The organism is Yersinia sp. IP36721 (assembly GCF_003634395.1).
GTDB lineage: Bacteria > Pseudomonadota > Gammaproteobacteria > Enterobacterales > Enterobacteriaceae > Yersinia > Yersinia entomophaga.
The window spans coordinates 1-18,949 of the sequence record NZ_QCZL01000032.1 but is presented as its reverse complement, the minus strand read 5'-3'; the positions used below and the strand labels follow the sequence as shown (position 1 = coordinate 18,949).

Here is an 18,949-nt window from a genome sequence, read left to right as displayed (position 1 = left end):
AAGAAATGAGGTCAACATCTTGAAAATCGGCGTAAAAAAAATCCGAGAATGAAAACATTCTCGGATTTTACTCAGTATAAGAATCGTTCAACGGATCCTTATACTGATTGGCATTACCCCCGAAGGAGTATTTTTACGTTACTGGCCAACAAAGAGATTAGTCTTTGCTGTTACCGAAACCTGCGTTAAGCAATTCAGCCAGGTTGGCAGTTGCTTCATCCGCGCTAACCTGCGGAACAACAGGGGTTTCGCCCTGAGCTTTACGACGCATGCGATCCTGATGATAAGCGTAACCGGTACCGGCTGGAATCAGACGACCAACGATTACGTTCTCTTTCAGGCCACGCAGTTCATCACGTTTACCGGCAACGGCCGCTTCGGTAAGAACACGCGTAGTTTCCTGGAACGATGCTGCAGAGATGAAGGACTCGGTCGCCAAGGATGCCTTGGTGATACCCAGCAGGTCACGAGTGAACGTGGCCTCGATTTTGCCTTCAGCTGCCAACTTACGGTTAGCGATTTTAACGCGAGACATTTCTGCCTGCTCGCCTTCCAGGAAGTCGGTGCCACCTGCATCAACGATGGTGCCTTTACGCAGCATCTGACGAACGATAACTTCGATGTGTTTATCGTTAATCTTAACGCCTTGCAGACGGTAAACTTCCTGCACTTCGTTGGTGATGTAACGGGTCACGGCGTGAACGCCACGCAGACGCAGAATGTCGTGTGGAGATTCTGGGCCGTCGGAAACCACGTCACCGCGTTCTACAACTTCACCTTCGAACACGTTGAGCTGACGCCACTTAGGAATCATCTCTTCGTATGCATCGCTACCATCCAACGGTGAAATCACCAGACGACGCTTGCCTTTGGTCTCTTTACCGAACGAGATGATCCCGCTGATTTCAGCCAGGATTGCAGGCTCTTTCGGACGACGTGCTTCGAACAAGTCAGCAACACGTGGCAGACCACCGGTAATATCCTTGGTACCGCTGGATTCCTGCGGAATACGCGCCAAAGTATCACCAGCACCGATCTGAATACCGTCTTCCAGCTGAACAATCGCTTTACCTGGCAGGAAGTATTGAGCAGGCATATCAGTACCTGGGATCAATACATCGTCGCCTTTAGCGTCAACGATTTTCAGTGCTGGACGCAGGTCTTTACCGCTACCGGTACGCTCTGCGGAGTCCAGAACGACCAGAGAAGACAAACCGGTCAGTTCGTCGGTCTGGCGGGTAATGGTCTGGCCGTCAATCATATCCGCGAAGCGAATGAAACCGCTCACTTCGGTCACAACTGGCATGATGTGCGGATCCCAGTTGGCAACGGTCTCCCCGCCCTGGACTTCTGCGCCATCGCCTTTGCCCATTACGGCACCGTAAGGCACTTTGTAGCTTTCTTTAGTACGACCGAATTCGTCGATCAGCTTCAGCTCGGTATTACGAGAAGTAATAACCAGCTTACCTGCTGCATTCATAACGAACTTGGCGTTGCTCAGTTTCAGCGTACCTTTGTTCTTAACCTGAATGCTGGATTCTGCTGCCGCACGAGATGCCGCACCACCGATGTGGAACGTACGCATCGTAAGCTGGGTACCCGGCTCACCGATGGACTGTGCTGCAATAACACCCACTGCTTCACCTTTGTTGATGATGTGGCCACGCGCCAGGTCACGACCATAGCAGTTTGCACACACACCGAAATCGGTTTCACAGCTTACAACTGAACGAACTTTAACGCTGTCGACGGAGTTTTCTTCTAACAGATCACACCATTTTTCGTCCAACAGGGTGTTACGCGGAACCAGAATATCAGCCGTACCCGGCTTCAAGACTTCTTCTGCAGTCACACGGCCTAGAACGCGATCGCGCAGTGGCTCTTTAACATCACCACCTTCGATAACCGGAGTCATCACGATACCGTTATGGGTACCACAATCGTCTTCGGTTACAACCAGATCCTGTGCCACGTCAACTAAACGACGGGTCAGGTAACCGGAGTTCGCAGTTTTCAATGCGGTATCCGCCAAACCTTTACGCGCACCGTGGGTTGAGATGAAGTACTGAAGTACGTTCAAACCTTCACGGAAGTTCGCGGTGATTGGCGTTTCAATGATCGAACCATCTGGCTTAGCCATCAGGCCACGCATACCGGCCAGCTGACGAATCTGTGCTGCGGAACCACGCGCACCGGAGTCGGCCATCATAAAGATGCTGTTGAAGGAAACTTGTTGCTCCACTTCACCTTTACTGTTGATGACGTCTTCCACGGACAAGTTGTCCATCATAGCCTTGGCAACACGTTCGTTGGCTGCGGCCCAGATATCGATCACTTTGTTATAACGTTCGCCCGCGGTTACCAGACCAGATTGGAACTGCTCTTGAATCTCGGCAACTTCGGTTTCAGCTTCTTCGATGATCCCAGCTTTCGCTTCAGGGATAACCATGTCATCGATACCTACAGAGGCGCCTGAACGCGCTGCGTAAGCAAAACCGGTGTACATGATCTGGTCAGCAAAGATAACCGTTGGCTTCAAGCCTAGGATGCGGTAACAGGTGTTCAGCATCTTGGAGATAGCTTTTTTGCCCAGCGGCTGGTTAACGATAGAGTAAGGCAGGCCTTTCGGGACAATCATCCACAAAATGGCACGACCGATAGTCGTATCGATGATGCTGGTTTGCGAAACGGTTTCACCTTCCGCAGTACGGATTTCTTCAGAAATACGCACTTTAACTCGGGCGTGCAGAGACGCCAGGCCAGCGCGATAAACACGCTCAGCTTCTTTCGAGCCATTCAGCACCATGCCTTCGCCTTTGGCGTTAACACAGTCACGGGTCATGTAGTACAGACCCAATACAACGTCCTGAGAAGGAACGATGATTGGCTCGCCGTTCGCAGGTGACAGGATGTTGTTGGTAGACATCATCAACGCACGCGCTTCCAGCTGAGCTTCCAGCGTCAAGGGTACGTGAACTGCCATCTGGTCACCATCGAAGTCGGCGTTATAAGCCGCACAAACCAGCGGATGCAGCTGAATTGCTTTACCTTCGATCAGAACCGGTTCAAACGCCTGGATACCCAAACGGTGAAGGGTGGGTGCACGGTTCAGCAGCACTGGGTGTTCGCGGATAACTTCATCCAGAATATCCCAAACAACCGCTTCTTCACGCTCAACCATCTTCTTGGCAGCTTTGATGGTGGTAGCAAGACCACGCAGTTCCAGCTTACCGTAGATGAACGGTTTGAACAGCTCGAGTGCCATTTTCTTCGGCAGACCGCACTGATGCAGACGCAGGTATGGACCTACGGTGATAACCGAACGGCCTGAGTAGTCAACACGTTTACCCAGCAAGTTCTGACGGAAACGACCTTGCTTACCTTTGATCATGTCTGCCAAAGATTTCAACGGACGCTTGTTCGAGCCGGTAATTGCACGACCGCGACGGCCGTTATCCAGCAATGCGTCTACTGCTTCTTGCAGCATACGCTTTTCGTTACGCACGATGATGTCAGGAGCAGCCAGATCCAGCAGGCGTTTCAGACGGTTGTTACGGTTGATCACGCGACGATACAAATCGTTCAGATCGGAAGTCGCAAAGCGACCGCCATCCAAAGGAACCAATGGACGCAGATCTGGCGGCAACACAGGCAGCACGGTCAGGATCATCCACTCTGGCTTGTTGCCAGACTGTACGAACGCTTCCAGCAGCTTGATACGCTTGGTCAGCTTCTTACGCTTGGTCTCAGAATTCGTTTCGTTCAGTTCTTCGCGCAGGATTTCGCATTCGGCTTCCAGATCCATGTTTTTCAACAAGGCCTGGATCGCTTCTGCACCCATTTTCGCGTCAAACTCATCACCAAACTCTTCCAACGCGTCCAGATACTGCTCTTCAGTCAGGATCTGACGACGTTCCAGGTTGGTCATGCCGCCTTCGATAACCACATAGGATTCGAAGTACAGAACACGTTCGATGTCACGCAGTGGCATATCCAGCAACAAACCGATGCGCGAAGGCAAGGATTTCAGGAACCAGATGTGTGCAGTCGGAGAAGCCAGCTCGATGTGACCCATACGCTCACGGCGTACTTTGGTCTGAGTCACTTCAACGCCGCATTTCTCACAGATTACACCGCGGTGTTTCAAACGCTTGTATTTACCACACAAGCATTCGTAATCTTTTACTGGGCCAAAGATACGGGCGCAGAAAAGGCCGTCACGTTCTGGTTTGAACGTACGGTAGTTAATGGTTTCCGGCTTTTTAACTTCGCCGAACGACCAGGAACGGATCATGTCTGGCGAGGCCAGAGCAATTTTGATCGCATCAAACTCTTCGGTCTTAGTTTGCGCTTTCAGAAACTTTAATAAGTCTTTCACGGATTGGCTCCTGTCGGAGTTAGACCTGATAGGCGCCCAAACCTAGGTTTGAGCGCCCCTGTGACCAGTGCGTACCACCAGCAGACTCCCGGCTGTGAGAGCCTGCCGTCTGGAGAAGATTTACTCTTCTTCCAGCTCGATATTGATGCCCAGCGAGCGGATTTCTTTCAACAATACGTTGAAGGATTCCGGCATGCCTGGTTCCATACGGTGATCGCCATCCACGATGTTTTTATACATCTTGGTACGGCCGTTTACATCGTCGGACTTGACGGTAAGCATTTCCTGCAAGGTGTACGCGGCGCCATAAGCTTCCAACGCCCACACTTCCATCTCACCGAAGCGCTGACCACCGAACTGAGCTTTACCACCCAGCGGCTGCTGAGTAACCAAGCTGTAAGAACCGGTAGAACGCGCATGCATTTTGTCATCAACCAAGTGGTTCAGTTTCAGCATGTACATGTAGCCGACAGTAACCTGGCGCTCGAACTGCTCACCGGTACGGCCGTCAAACAAGGTAATCTGACCAGAAGTTGGCAGGCCACCCAGCTTTAACAGTTCCTTGATTTCAGTCTCTTTCGCACCATCGAAGACTGGTGTTGCGATTGGCATACCTTTTTTCAGGTTCTCAGCCAGACGCATAACTTCGTCATCGGTAAAGGTGTTCAAATCAACTTTCTGACAAACGTTGTCGCCCAGATCGTATGCTTTCTGGATGAACTCACGCAGTTTGGCAACGTCTTCCTGCTTCTTCAGCATGGCGTTGATCTTCTCGCCGATACCTTTAGCTGCCATCCCCAAGTGGGTTTCCAGAATCTGACCGATGTTCATACGCGAAGGTACGCCCAGCGGGTTCAGAACGATGTCTACCGGCGTACCGTTTTCATCGTAAGGCATATCTTCGATCGGGTTGATCTTGGAGATAACACCTTTGTTACCGTGACGACCTGCCATCTTGTCACCCGGTTGAATCTGACGTTTAACGGCCAGATACACTTTAACGATTTTCAGCACGCCCGGTGCCAGATCATCGCCTTGGGTGATTTTACGACGCTTGGCATCCATCTTCTTCTCGAATTCGGATTTCATTTCGTCGTACTGCTCTGCCAGCTGTTCCAGCTGGTTTTGCTTGTCTTCGTCGGTCAGGCCCAGTTCCAACCAGCGGTCACGTGGCAGTTTGCTCAGCTTGTCAGCTTCGATACCACCAGAAACCAGCACGGCGTGGATACGTGCAAACAGGCCAGCTTCCAGAATCTGCAATTCTTCAGTCAGGTCTTTCTTAGCCTGCTTCAGCTGCATTTCTTCGATTTCCAACGCGCGCTTGTCTTTTTCTACGCCATCGCGAGTAAAGACTTGCACGTCGATAACCGTACCGGAAACGCCGTTTGGTACACGCAGAGAAGAGTCTTTAACATCAGACGCTTTCTCACCGAAGATCGCACGTAACAGCTTCTCTTCTGGAGTCAGCTGGGTTTCACCTTTAGGTGTTACCTTACCAACCAGAATGTCGCCGCCGGTGACTTCAGCACCGATATACACGATACCGGATTCATCCAGTTTGGAGAGCGCAGCTTCACCCACGTTAGGGATGTCGGCAGTGATCTCTTCAGGCCCCAGCTTGGTGTCACGAGACACACATGCCAATTCCTGAATATGGATAGTGGTGAAGCGATCTTCTTGAACCACACGCTCGGAGACCAAGATGGAGTCTTCGAAGTTGTAACCATTCCAAGGCATGAAGGCTACGCGCATGTTCTGACCCAGCGCCAGCTCACCCAGGTCTGTTGATGGGCCATCTGCCAGCACGTCGCCGCGCTCGATTGGCTCACCCAGATTCACACACGGCATCTGGTTGATACAGGTGTTCTGGTTGGAACGGGTGTACTTAGTCAGGTTATAAATATCAATGCCTGCTTCGCCTGGGTACATCTCGTCTTCGTTAACTTTAATGACGATACGGGATGCATCTACGTACTGAACGGTACCGCCACGTTTGGCTACGGAGGTTACCCCGGAGTCAACCGCTACAGCACGCTCCATACCGGTACCAACCAGCGGCTTATCAGCACGCAGAGTAGGAACCGCCTGACGTTGCATGTTCGCACCCATCAAGGCGCGGTTGGCGTCATCGTGTTCTAGGAATGGAATCAGAGAAGCACCAACGGACACCACCTGCTGAGTGGAAACGTCCATATAGTCAACCTGATCGCGGCTAAACAGGCTGGATTCGCCTTTGCTACGACAAGTGACTAAGTCTTCGATGAAGCGGCCGTCTTCGTCCAGGTTGGAGTTCGCCTGAGCGATAACGAAGTTGCCTTCTTCAATAGCAGACAGATAGTTGATTTCATCAGTCACCACACCGTCACGCACGCGACGATACGGAGTTTCCAGGAAACCATACTCATTGGTCTGTGCGTACACGGACAAGGAGTTGATCAGACCGATGTTTGGACCTTCTGGCGTTTCGATTGGACATACACGACCGTAGTGAGTCGGATGAACGTCTCGAACTTCAAAGCCAGCACGCTCACGGGTCAAACCGCCCGGGCCCAATGCAGAAATACGACGCTTATGCGTGATTTCAGACAACGGGTTGTTCTGGTCCATAAATTGGGACAGCTGGCTGGAACCGAAGAACTCTTTCACCGCCGCCGAAATAGGCTTGGCGTTGATCATGTCCTGAGGCATCAGCGTGTCGAGGTCGCCAAGAGACAAACGCTCTTTAACAGCACGCTCAACGCGAACCAGACCTACACGGAACTGGTTTTCAGCCATTTCACCAACGGAACGAATACGACGGTTGCCTAAGTGGTCGATATCATCCACTTCGCCTTTACCGTTACGGATATCGATGAGCTTCTTCATCACTTCAGTGATGTCTTCTTTGCTCAGGATACCGGAACCTTCGATCTCGTCACGCAGCAGTGAACGGTTGAACTTCATCCGGCCAACCGCAGACAGATCGTAGCGGTCTTCAGAGAAGAACAGGTTCTCAAACAGATTTTCAGCTGCTTCGCGAGTTGGTGGCTCACCAGGACGCATCATGCGATAGATCTCAACCAGAGCGCTTAAGCGATCGCTGGTTGGGTCAACGCGCAGGGTCTCGGAGATATAAGCACCGTGATCCAGGTCATTGGTGAACAGAGTTTCAATGCGTTTGTGACCAGCCTGGCTCAGTTTCGCCAGCAGATCCAGTGACAGCTCCATGTTGGCTGCACAGATCAGTTCGCCAGTGTTCTCATCGATATAGTCTTTAGCGACCACTTTACCGGCAATGTATTCAACCGGAACTTCGATGCGATCCACACCGTCTTTTTCAAGCTGACGGATATGACGAGCGGTAATACGGCGAGCTTTCTCGACATAAACCTTGCCATTAGCTTCGATGTCAAAGGAAGCTGTTTCACCGCGCAGACGCTCTGGAACCAGCTCCATCTGCAGCTTGTTATCACGAATTTCGAACACAACTTTATCAAAGAACAGGTCAAGGATCTGTTCAGTGGTAAAGTTCAATGCACGCAGAATGATGGTCGCAGGTAATTTACGGCGACGGTCAATACGCACAAAGAGGTTATCTTTCGGGTCAAACTCGAAATCTAACCATGAACCGCGATAAGGGATAATACGTGCGTTATACAGCACTTTACCCGATGAATGGGTTTTACCCTTATCACTGTCAAAGAATACGCCAGGACTACGGTGAAGCTGAGATACGATAACCCTCTCAGTACCGTTAATCACAAAGGTACCATTCTCGGTCATGAGTGGAATTTCACCCATGTAGACTTCTTGTTCCTTGATGTCTTTAACCGTACCTTCAGGAGCTTCCCGCTCATAGATAACCAGACGCAGCTTAACGCGCAGCGGTGCTGAATACGTCACGCCACGGATCTGGCACTCTTTGACGTCAAACACTGGCTCACCAAGACGGTAGCTAACGTATTGCAGCTCCGAATTGCCACTGTAGCTCTGGATTGGAAAAACAGAACGGAATGCCGCTTCTAGGCCGTGCTGTCCTTCTGGATCTTGCTCGATAAATTTCTGGAACGAGTCAAGTTGGATAGAAAGGAGATAAGGTATGTCCAAAACTTGTGGACGTTTACCAAAATCCTTACGAATACGTTTTTTCTCGGTATAGGAGTAAACCATAGGGTTCCTCAGCTCGCTGATCAGTGACCCACTCTGTCCGTCCTAAAGGACAGTTCATTCAACACTATTTTCTCGATCGGAAAGTCGAAACACTTTCCGTAATACCTCGTTCTATCACTCTTAAACCATTTCATCGCGTTACCTTGACTACCGAGCTACCCGAGTGGGTCGTAGCTGAGAACGCAGTATATTAAGTCGTCGATAGAAAGAAATATTGGGGTTAGTCAGTATCTAAACAGTGTGAAACTCCACTGACGCCCTACAGCGCAAAAAGGCTGGTGACTAAAAGTCACCAGCCATCAGCCTATAACTTAGGCTGCACAGTTGAAATTAAATTTATTTAATTTCAACTTCTGCACCAGCTTCTTCCAGTGCTTTTTTCAGTGCTTCAGCGTCGTCTTTGCTCACGCCTTCTTTCAGAGCAGCTGGCGCTGACTCAGTCAGATCTTTAGCTTCTTTCAAGCCCAGGCCAGTTGCGCCACGTACAGCTTTGATTACCGCAACTTTGTTAGCGCCGATTGCTTTCAAGATAACGTCGAATTCAGTTTTCTCTTCTACAACTTCAGCAGCAGCAGCAGGACCTGCAGCAACAGCAGCAGCTGAAACGCCGAATTTCTCTTCCATAGCGGAGATCAGTTCAACGATTTCCATTACAGACAGAGCTGCAACGCCTTCCAGAATTTGGTCTTTAGTGATAGTTGACATAACAAGTGTTCCTAAAATACAGAAATAGTTTATACGTTAAAAAGCAGTGTCGGAAAAAACAGAGGGCGATTAAGCCGCTTCAGCTTCTTTCTGATCACGCAGCGCAGCCAAAGTGCGAACCAATTTGCCAGCAGCGGCTTCTTTCATGGTTCCCATCAGACGTGCGATTGCTTCTTCGTAGGTCGGTAGAGTTGCCAGGCGGTCGATTTGAGCCGCAGGGATTAACTCGCCTTCAAAGGCTGCTGCTTTAACCTCGAATTTTGCATTCGCTTTCGCGAAATCTTTGAACAAACGAGCAGCTGCGCCCGGGTGTTCACTAGAAAATGCAATCAAGGTTGGACCAACAAACGTGTCTTTCAGGCACTCGAATGGAGTACCTTCAACTGCGCGTGACAGCAAGGTGTTACGAACAACTTGCATGTGAACGCCAGCTTCACGACCTGCTTTACGCAGTTCAGTCATTTTATCAACGGTTACGCCACGGGAATCCGCAACAACCGCAGACAGCGCACCTTTGGCTACTTCTTTAACTTCAGCAACAATCGCTTGTTTGCCTTGAAGATTTAGTGCCATTAGTTCTTGCTCCTGGATTAACCGGAGAATAATTCCCCGGAACTCACATCACCCAATTACGACAACAATGTCATTAACGGGCGTTGAAACACGGTGAGCAGAATCCAGCAAAGACAATTCTTTAATTAAAAAGAAAAAATTTCTTTAGGCTCTGTCACCGTCTACGCAGGAAATTAAGTCCTTTGCAGAACACCTGCGGTCTTGGACGGAGGCTTGGATAGGCCAAGCTCCAACCGAAAAATTCTGTTGTTCACATGGTACGGTTAAACCGTAGTCAATAGAACCATGGGCGTAAGATTCTAGACAAACCTAACGCCCACGTAAAGCGATAAAAGCAAATAGTGATTAGTTCACTACTGCAGTCAGGCCGCTTTGATCAATAGCAACGCCGGCGCCCATGGTGGTGGACAGGCTGATTTTCTTGATGTAAACGCCTTTCGCTGTAGCAGGCTTAGCCTTCTTCAGCGCAACTACCAGGGATTCCAAGTTTTCTTTCAGCTTGTCAGCGTCAAAGTCAACTTTACCGATGGTAGTGTGGATAATACCGTTTTTGTCGTTGCGATAACGAACCTGACCTGCTTTAGCATTCTTAACTGCTTCAGCAACGTTAGGAGTAACGGTACCCACTTTCGGGTTTGGCATCAGGCCACGTGGGCCCAAGATTTGGCCCAATTGACCAACAACGCGCATTGCATCTGGAGATGCGATTACGACGTCGAAGTTCATTTCGCCTTTCTTGATTTGATCAGCCAGGTCGTCCATACCTACCAGCTCAGCACCAGCTTCTTTTGCTGCTTCGGCGTTGGCGCCTTGAGCAAATACAGCGACGCGAACAGAACGGCCGGTACCGTGTGGCAATACAGTTGCGCCACGGACGTTTTGATCAGATTTACGAGCGTCGATACCGAGGTTAACGGCAACGTCAACGCTTTCTACGAATTTAGCAGTAGCCAGCTCTTTCAGCAGGGCAACAGCTTCGTTGATATCGTATTGCTTAGTCACATCAACTTTGTCACGGATCACGCGCATGCGCTTGGTCAGCTTAGCCATTTATTAACCCTCCACTACCAGGCCCATGGAACGAGCAGTACCTTCGATAGAACGCATCATAGCGTCTACGTCAGCACCAGTCATATCCGCAGCTTTGGTTTCTGCGATTTCACGGACCTGAGCAACGGTCACTTTACCTACTTTGTCTTTGTTCGGCTTGCCGGAACCAGACTTAATACCTGCCGCTTTTTTCAGCAGAACTGCTGCTGGCGGGGTTTTAGTAACGAAAGTGAAAGAGCGATCAGAATAAACAGTAATAACAACAGGGATCGGCAGGCCTTTCTCAATGCTTTCAGTCTTAGCATTGAACGCTTTACAGAATTCCATGATGTTAACACCCTGCTGACCCAGTGCTGGGCCAACCGGAGGACTTGGGTTCGCCATACCAGCTGCTACTTGCAGCTTGACATAGGCTTGTACTTTCTTAGCCATTTACGATTTCCTCGATTTGGGTAGTATCGCCTCGTTGTGAGGCTCCCCGTGTTTTGCCTCGCAAAGTCGGAAGACTGAGCCAGACATCTAAAAACAAAAGGCGCGAAATTATAGTGTAATTTCACGCCTGATACAAGACTCAAAGTTCAACCAGTGGTGAAAATTGAATCAGCCTTTCTCGACCTGGCTGAAGTCCAGCTCGACCGGTGTTGCACGGCCAAAGATGGAAACAGACACTTTCAAGCGGCTCTTTTCGTAGTCCACTTCTTCAACAACGCCGTTGAAGTCTGCGAACGGACCATCGCTAACGCGGACCAGTTCACCTGGTTCGAACAGTGTTTTAGGACGTGGTTTATCACCCACTTGTTGAAGACGATTCATGATCGCATCAACTTCTTTATCACTGATCGGCGCAGGGCGATCGGAAGTACCACCGATAAAGCCCATCACACGCGGTACGCTACGCACTAAGTGCCAGCTTGCGTCATTCATGACCATCTGGACCAGAACGTAGCCAGGGAAGAACTTGCGTTCACTCTTACGACGCAGGCCGCCACGAATTTCCACGACTTCTTCCGTCGGAACCATGACTTCGCCGAATAGCTCTTCCATGCCCTGTAATTTGATATGCTCACGCAGCGATTGAGCTACGCGGCCTTCAAAACCGGAAAACGCCTGAACGACGTACCAACGCTTTTTTGGTGCTTCAGACATCTTAGAACCTCAGGCCAGTAATAAACGATACTAAGCGAACCAGGATACCATCCAGTCCCCACAAAATCAGTGACATCACGGCAGTAACCGCGGCAACGATTAACGTGGTGTGTAGCGTTTCCTGGCGAGTAGGCCAAATCACTTTACGCACTTCCGTGCGTGCTTCGCGAGCAAACGCTACTGTGGCTTTGCCTTTAACCGTCATCAGCGCAACAGCACCGGCAACAGCGATAATTACAACAACTGCCAGCGCGCGCAGTGGAAGACTGAAATCTCGGTAATAATAATTGCCAACAATTGCCGCAACCAATAAGACGGCAACAACTAGCCATTTAACCGCTTCCAGGCCGCGCCCGCTCCCTTGAGCCTCGGTATTCGCACTCATAAACCAACCTGTCACTATGATTCAGAACAAACAACTTTGCCTCGCGTAGCGAAGCAAACCAAACCGAAAGATGCTCTAGATTTCCGGCACCATTCAGCACTATCCGCCGTACTGACAGAGCCCATCTCACCAATAATTATGAGTCTAAAACCACTGATGAGATAGGTTCTGGTGTCACAACGTAGAAAAAGGGCATCAAATGATGCCCTTTTACCGCATGTCGCGTCAAATCTTATTCAATAACTTTAGCGACAACGCCAGCACCTACAGTACGACCACCTTCACGGATTGCGAAACGCAGGCCGTCGTCCATAGCGATTGGCGCAATCAGGTTTACAATCATTTGAATGTTATCACCTGGCATTACCATTTCCACGCCTTCTGGCAGTTCAATGGTACCGGTCACGTCAGTAGTACGGAAGTAGAACTGAGGACGGTAACCTTTGAAGAATGGCGTATGACGCCCACCTTCATCTTTGCTCAGAATATAAACTTCTGATTCAAACTTGGTGTGTGGCTTGATAGAACCTGGCTTAGCCAGAACCTGCCCACGCTGTACGTCATCACGTTTAGTACCACGCAGCAGAACGCCAACGTTTTCACCGGCACGGCCTTCGTCCAGCAGCTTGCGGAACATTTCAACGCCGGTGCACGTGGTTTTGATGGTATCGATGATACCAACGATCTCAACTTCTTCACCCACTCTGACGATACCGCGCTCAACACGACCGGTAACAACGGTACCACGGCCAGAAATAGAGAACACATCTTCAATTGGCAGCAGGAACGGCTTATCAATTGCACGCTCAGGCTGTGGAATGTAGCTGTCCAGTGCTTCAGCCAGTTCAATAATTTTGGCTTCCCACTCTGGTTCGCCTTCCAACGCTCTCAGCGCGGAACCACGAATAACCGGAGTGTCATCGCCTGGGAAATCGTATTGAGACAGAAGCTCACGCACTTCCATCTCAACCAATTCCAGCAATTCTTCATCATCAACCATGTCACATTTGTTCAGGAAGACGAGAATGTAAGGAACGCCCACCTGACGACCCAGCAGGATGTGCTCGCGAGTTTGTGGCATTGGGCCATCGGTCGCAGCAACAACCAGAATCGCACCGTCCATCTGAGCAGCACCGGTGATCATGTTTTTCACATAGTCAGCATGGCCTGGGCAATCAACGTGCGCATAATGGCGAGACGGGGTGTCATATTCAACGTGCGAAGTATTGATGGTGATGCCACGCGCCTTTTCTTCTGGCGCGTTATCGATCTGGTCAAACGCACGGGCATTACCACCGTAAGTTTTGGCCAGTACGCTGGTGATTGCAGCAGTCAGGGTAGTTTTACCGTGGTCAACGTGGCCGATAGTACCCACGTTTACGTGCGGTTTTGTACGTTCAAACTTTTCTTTAGACATCGATTGTCCCTCTAAGACACGGAATCGGTGGTTTCACCACATCAACCAAGCAAAATGCTTGCTGAATCCATAGCGCAGAAAGAAGATCAAGGGAGCGAGAGAAAGAAGAAGTGGTGCTGATAGGCAGATTCGAACTGCCGACCTCACCCTTACCAAGGGTGCGCTCTACCAACTGAGCTATATCAGCACATCTTGGAGCGGGCAGCGGGAATCGAACCCGCATCATCAGCTTGGAAGGCTGAGGTAATAGCCATTATACGATGCCCGCATCCTGGAACTCGGCTACCTGACTTATCTGCAGAATCTAAAAGGAAGGGCGTGGCCTCTTCACTCTTGGAAGGTTTTCACCTTCCCTTTACTTGCCAGGCAGGTTTTCATTTTCCTGAATCACCTTGGCACATAAAGTTGAATATGGTGGTGGAATAAGGATTATTCATCACTTCGTTCCTCACCCTTCGGGCCGCCGCTTTGCGTTGTTGTCTTGCTTCGCTCGGCTCGAACTTTGCCGAAGGTTTTCACCTTCCCCTCAAGCGCTTATCTCGATTCATTACTTCGAATCACCTAAGGCTCAAGGTTAAATATGGTGGTGGGGGAAGGATTCGAACCTTCGAAGTCGATGACGGCAGATTTACAGTCTGCTCCCTTTGGCCGCTCGGGAACCCCACCTAATTGTAAGTACTTGAATGGTGCCGGCACCAAGAGTCGAACTCGGGACCTACTGATTACAAGTCAGTTGCTCTACCAACTGAGCTATGCCGGCATCAAGTGCAGCGCATTCTAGGTAGACCAGACTTGCGATGCAACAAAAAAATCGCTTAATTCGCTCTATCGCTCATAAAATAGACAGATTTGCGCGCTGTGACGTATTATCCAGCAATGTACGTTCAAATATTATTCGTAATGGCTTAACTTGTCACCCTTGAATTGCCGATTTTAAAAACAGATCACAACGGACCATTCGCACCAATTTGTGTCACGCAGCCTCATTCAAGTGCATACAAAGTATCAGATTAAAATAAATACCCATAAGCCGCGGTAAGTTCGCATTGGCGTAATTCTTGCTTTCTCAGCATCAATACATTGGTTTTTTCTGTTTATCGTCCAATGCTTACTTACCAATGAGGTATACCCAATGAAAATCGTTTTGTTAAACGCAGCGACTCTACCTATTTATCGCAATGAATTGGCGCTTCTATTGATTGATGCGGTCACCCATGGCGCATCTATTGGTTATAGCTCTCAACATTTACCAGCTGAAGAAGCAGAACAGTATTTTCATAGCTTGCGTCCTGCCATTGCCACCAGAGAGTTAATGCTGTGGATTGCCCGTGATGAATCAGGCGTTATTGGCACTGTCCAACTAAGTTTATGCCAGAAGGACAACGGTCTTAATCGAGCAGAAGTGCAGAAGCTTTTGGTACACAGTCGCTGCCGGCGAGTGGGCATTGGACAAAAATTGATGCATGAGGTTGAAGAAACGGCATACCAACTTCACCGCGGTTTGCTTTATCTAGATACGCAAACAGGTTCATCTGCTGAATCATTTTATAAAGCGCAGGGATACCGTTGCATAGGTGAAATCCCTGACTATGCCTGTACACCAAGCGGTAGCTACCACCCAACGTCGATTTATTACAAGCGGCTATTTGCGGCAAATCAGTCATATAGTTCAATTGTCGGCTAAATTGCGCATCCCAGTGGGGTGAAAAATATCCACGGTGCCATAAACAGTCTTAATTGATCGGAATACCAACATACGTCAAAGAAATCGCTCGCCACGAACAAAAAACTCTACGCCAAAAACCAAGCTGCCTATAATATGCAGCTTGTTTCTTATCTGGAGTTGGCGTCCAGCGCCTTTCCCAACCTGCGTTTACAGGCAGAATTTGGCTTATGACAAAAAGAGAGCAATCTTTAGCGACGCCTTACCTACAGTTCGATCGCACACAGTGGGCGGCCCTACGCGACTCAGTGCCTTTGACGCTGACAGAAGAAGAAATCGTTAATCTTAAAGGGATAAACGAAGACCTCTCATTGGAAGAAGTGGCACAGATCTACCTACCCTTGTCCCGTCTCCTCAATTTCTATATCAGTTCTAATTTGCGTCGTCAGGCGGTATTAGAGCAGTTTTTAGGAACCGATGGGCAACGTATTCCTTATATTATTGGTATCGCAGGTAGCGTTGCCGTCGGCAAAAGCACAACGGCGCGTCTATTGCAGGCATTGCTAAGCCGTTGGCCAGAGCATCGCAGCGTTGAACTGATCACCACTGATGGTTTCCTTCACCCAAATAAAGTATTAAATGAACGCGGGTTAATGAAGAAGAAAGGTTTCCCGCAATCTTATGATATGCATAATTTGGTGAAATTCGTTTCCGAGGTTAAGTCTGGAGCCAGCGAGGTTACAGCTCCCGTCTATTCTCATCTGATTTATGATGTTGTCCCTGATGGAAATAAAACTATTAAGCAACCTGACATTCTTATTTTAGAAGGTCTGAATGTGTTGCAGAGCGGCATGGATTATCCACACGATCCTCATCATGTATTTGTTTCTGACTTCGTCGATTTCTCAATATATGTCGATGCGCCAGAGGAATTACTGCAAAACTGGTATATAAACCGTTTTCTTAAATTCCGACAAGGTGCATTCTCTAACCCTAATTCTTATTTCCATAACTATGCACAGTTGCCTGAAACCGAGGCTATCAAGATTGCCACTCAGCTTTGGAAAGAGATTAACGGACTGAATTTAAAGCAAAATATACTACCAACGCGTGAGCGCGCCAGTTTAATAATGACTAAAAGCGCTAACCACGCAGTAGAAAGCGTCCGGTTGAGAAAATAAATTTAATAGGGAGGCTAAGTCTCCCTATTTATTATGGATTAACTCCGCGAAGAGATATTTCTCCACCGATGTAAGGCTTCACATCACCGTCTTGTTCCAGCAATAAACCGCCTTGCTGATCTATTCCTCTGGCAATGCCGAATATCTCTTGGTTACCGATAATCAATTTAACTGGCCGGTCTAAATAATTATCCAACTCTCGCCAACGAGAAATAAATGCCCCTAAACCTTCATTTTCGAACTTAATAACCGCGCGACGTAATTCACTCAATAACTCAGCGGTGAGTTTATTGCGATCGATAGAAACGCCGGCCTCTTGTAAATTAATCCAATCCTGGCTAATAACGTTATTCGATGATTCTCGCATCGATAAATTAATTCCGGCGCCAATAACTAACTGGGCAGCGTCCCCGGTTTTTCCTGTTAACTCAACCAATATACCGGCTAATTTTTTATCGTTTAAGTATAAGTCGTTGGGCCATTTGACCTTCACATCCGCCGCACCTAGCTTTCTCAATACTTCGGCCATCACAATGCCGACTACCAGACTTAACCCCATTGCGGCAGCGGGTCCCTGCTCTAGGCGCCAAAACATGGAGAGATAAAGGTTAGCCCCAAATGGTGAAACCCAATGACGCCCACGTCGCCCTCTTCCGGCCTGCTGATATTCGGCCACACAGGCATCGCCTGACTGGAGTTCATTAATTCGATCAAGAAGATATTGGTTTGTCGAATCAACGACCGGCAAAACACTGACTTTCCCTTCGGGTAAATAAGTGGCTATCGCATCTGCATTCAGCAACTGAATAGGTTCAGGCAGGCTGTAACCTTTCCCCGGAACGGTAAATACATCCAAACCCCATTCGCGAATGGTCTGAACATGTTTATTAATTGCGGCGCGGCTCATGCCCAGAGTTTCCCCCAGTTGCTCACCCGAATGGAATGCGCCATCAGCTAACATGCCAATCAGTCTTAAAGGAACGGTAGTATCTTTCACGACAAGCTCTCCACGGCATTAACTTCGCCCGAAGCCGCAATAAAACGCACTTCAGGTTCGAGCCAAACGGCAAATTTAAGCGCAACCTGTTGGCGTACATGGCTGGCGAGATCGACGATATCCTGGCTTGATGCATCATCCAGGTTAATAAGAACCAGAGCTTGCTGCTGATGCACCGCAGCGCCGCCAATTCGGTGTCCTTTCAATGAACATTGGTCAATCAACCAACCGGCAGCAAGTTTTACCGAGTTATCAGCCTGAGGATAATGTGGAGCAGTAGGATAGGTTCGGAGTATTTCCGCGGCCTTTTCTGCGCTGACTATAGGATTTTTGAAGAAACTACCTGCATTACCCGTCACATTAGGATCTGGCAGTTTACTCCGCCGCATTGCGCATACCGAGTCAAAAATCTCACGAGCAGTGACCGTCGACGGATTTAAACGAGTTAAATCACCGTAACCTAGGGTAGGCTTCCAGTCCTTATTCAGCTTGATGCCGACAGCAACAATGGCAAAGCCTTCACCATAGCGATGCTTGAAAATGCTATCTCTATAGCCAAAAGCACAGTCTTCAGCCAAAAGGCGTCGAACTTCGCCAGTATTCAAATCGAGCAAATCGACGTATTCACAGACTTTTTGTAGCTCGACGCCGTAAGCACCAATATTTTGAATCGGTGCGGAGCCAACGCATCCCGGAATTAACGCCAGATTTTCTAACCCTGCCATTTGCTGCTGTAATGAATAGCACACAAGTTGATGCCAGTTTTCACCCGCGCCAACGTGCAGATACCATGCGGTATCATCTTCTCTACACTGAATGCCCTTAATCCTATTTAGCAGTACCGTACCGGAGAAGTCTTCAATAAACAGTACGTTACTTCCTTTCCCTAATAGCAATACTGGCTGATTTGACGCTTTAGCTTCATTCCAGGCAGCAGTTAGCGCAGAAACAGACTCTACGCTCACCACCTGGGTTGCATATGCGGAAAGAGCAAAGGTATTAAGGTTTTTCAGGGGCGCGGCAGGGGTCAACATAGCTTGTAATACTCACTCTAACTAAACTGTATCTAGTCTAACCGATCGGAATACTCAGGTTGTAACTTGTTTACATCAGAGGGTGAAAAATATATTTATTTAATTAATAGCCTAATAGATAGAGCTGAAAAATGGATGCTTTTCGCCCAATTTGAGTTCTGCGATCTGGTAGCTTTGCTGATTTTACATCCGAAAATACCCATTAATGAGGATGAGTTTCCGATAAAACCGACCTGGTTCGTTGGTTGCATGGCTTTTTAATAAAATATAA

At 48.8% G+C, this 18,949-nt stretch carries 13 protein-coding genes, 4 tRNA genes and 1 other RNA gene; 2 read left to right on the top strand and 16 right to left on the bottom strand.

From position 1 onward, the window contains the following. Positions 1 to 157: 157 nt before the first annotated feature. From rpoC to DBA33_RS18505, 14 genes are all read right to left on the bottom strand, one after another. Entirely contained in the window at positions 158 to 4,378 is a 4,221-nt protein-coding gene (gene rpoC, locus DBA33_RS18570; protein ID WP_064514250.1) for a DNA-directed RNA polymerase subunit beta', read from the bottom strand. A 120-nt stretch (positions 4,379 to 4,498) separates the two neighbouring features. Continuing rightward, positions 4,499 to 8,527 (bottom strand): DNA-directed RNA polymerase subunit beta, encoded by a 4,029-nt coding sequence (gene rpoB, locus DBA33_RS18565; protein ID WP_064514252.1) that lies wholly within the window; start codon positions 8,525 to 8,527, stop codon positions 4,499 to 4,501. Between the two features lie 336 nt (positions 8,528 to 8,863). After that, positions 8,864 to 9,232, bottom strand: coding sequence for a 50S ribosomal protein L7/L12 (gene rplL / locus DBA33_RS18560; protein ID WP_064514254.1), 369 nt, complete (start codon positions 9,230 to 9,232; stop codon positions 8,864 to 8,866). A gap of 69 nt (positions 9,233 to 9,301) precedes the next feature. Continuing rightward, on the bottom strand, positions 9,302 to 9,805 hold the full coding sequence (gene rplJ / locus DBA33_RS18555) for a 50S ribosomal protein L10 (protein ID WP_049602154.1): 504 nt from the start codon (positions 9,803 to 9,805) through the stop codon (positions 9,302 to 9,304). A gap of 345 nt (positions 9,806 to 10,150) precedes the next feature. Next, complete coding sequence (gene rplA, locus DBA33_RS18550) at positions 10,151 to 10,855, bottom strand: 50S ribosomal protein L1 (RefSeq protein ID WP_049602152.1); 705 nt, start codon at positions 10,853 to 10,855, stop codon at positions 10,151 to 10,153. A gap of 3 nt (positions 10,856 to 10,858) precedes the next feature. Next, positions 10,859 to 11,287 (bottom strand): 50S ribosomal protein L11, encoded by a 429-nt coding sequence (gene rplK / locus DBA33_RS18545; RefSeq protein ID WP_004722257.1) that lies wholly within the window; start codon positions 11,285 to 11,287, stop codon positions 10,859 to 10,861. Between the two features lie 168 nt (positions 11,288 to 11,455). Next, entirely contained in the window at positions 11,456 to 12,001 is a 546-nt protein-coding gene (nusG, locus tag DBA33_RS18540) for a transcription termination/antitermination protein NusG (protein WP_064514256.1), read from the bottom strand. A gap of 1 nt (position 12,002) precedes the next feature. Beyond that, entirely contained in the window at positions 12,003 to 12,386 is a 384-nt protein-coding gene (gene secE, locus DBA33_RS18535; RefSeq protein WP_049602148.1) for a preprotein translocase subunit SecE, read from the bottom strand. 232 nt (positions 12,387 to 12,618) lie between these two features. Continuing rightward, positions 12,619 to 13,803 carry an elongation factor Tu gene (gene tuf, locus DBA33_RS18530; RefSeq protein ID WP_064514258.1) on the bottom strand — a complete coding sequence of 395 codons (1,185 nt, stop codon included), beginning with the start codon at positions 13,801 to 13,803 and terminating at the stop codon, positions 12,619 to 12,621. Between the two features lie 111 nt (positions 13,804 to 13,914). Next, a tRNA-Thr gene (locus DBA33_RS18525) sits at positions 13,915 to 13,990 on the bottom strand. Between the two features lie 6 nt (positions 13,991 to 13,996). After that, positions 13,997 to 14,071: transfer RNA gene (locus DBA33_RS18520), tRNA-Gly, on the bottom strand. 144 nt (positions 14,072 to 14,215) lie between these two features. Next, positions 14,216 to 14,342: non-coding RNA, RtT sRNA (locus DBA33_RS18515), on the bottom strand. Between the two features lie 42 nt (positions 14,343 to 14,384). Next, a tRNA-Tyr gene (locus DBA33_RS18510) sits at positions 14,385 to 14,469 on the bottom strand. Positions 14,470 to 14,487: 18 nt separating this feature from the next. Next, a tRNA-Thr gene (locus tag DBA33_RS18505) sits at positions 14,488 to 14,563 on the bottom strand. A 372-nt stretch (positions 14,564 to 14,935) separates the two neighbouring features. On the opposite strand from DBA33_RS18505, the gene DBA33_RS18500 reads away from it, so the two are divergent. After that, the gene (locus tag DBA33_RS18500) at positions 14,936 to 15,487 is read left to right on the top strand and encodes a GNAT family N-acetyltransferase (RefSeq protein WP_120806956.1); all 552 of its coding nucleotides are present in this window, start codon (positions 14,936 to 14,938) and stop codon (positions 15,485 to 15,487) included. Between the two features lie 209 nt (positions 15,488 to 15,696). Further along, positions 15,697 to 16,647, top strand: a complete 951-nt coding sequence (coaA, locus tag DBA33_RS18495; RefSeq protein WP_064514260.1) for a type I pantothenate kinase — start codon at positions 15,697 to 15,699, stop codon at positions 16,645 to 16,647. A 31-nt stretch (positions 16,648 to 16,678) separates the two neighbouring features. Here the strand turns inward: coaA and birA are convergent, their stop codons facing one another. Then, positions 16,679 to 17,644, bottom strand: coding sequence for a bifunctional biotin--[acetyl-CoA-carboxylase] ligase/biotin operon repressor BirA (gene birA / locus DBA33_RS18490; RefSeq protein WP_064514262.1), 966 nt, complete (start codon positions 17,642 to 17,644; stop codon positions 16,679 to 16,681). Next, complete coding sequence (murB, locus tag DBA33_RS18485; RefSeq protein ID WP_064514264.1) at positions 17,641 to 18,678, bottom strand: UDP-N-acetylmuramate dehydrogenase; 1,038 nt, start codon at positions 18,676 to 18,678, stop codon at positions 17,641 to 17,643. Before murB ends, birA begins: the two co-directional genes overlap by 4 nt. Between the last annotated feature and the right edge of the window lie 271 nt (positions 18,679 to 18,949).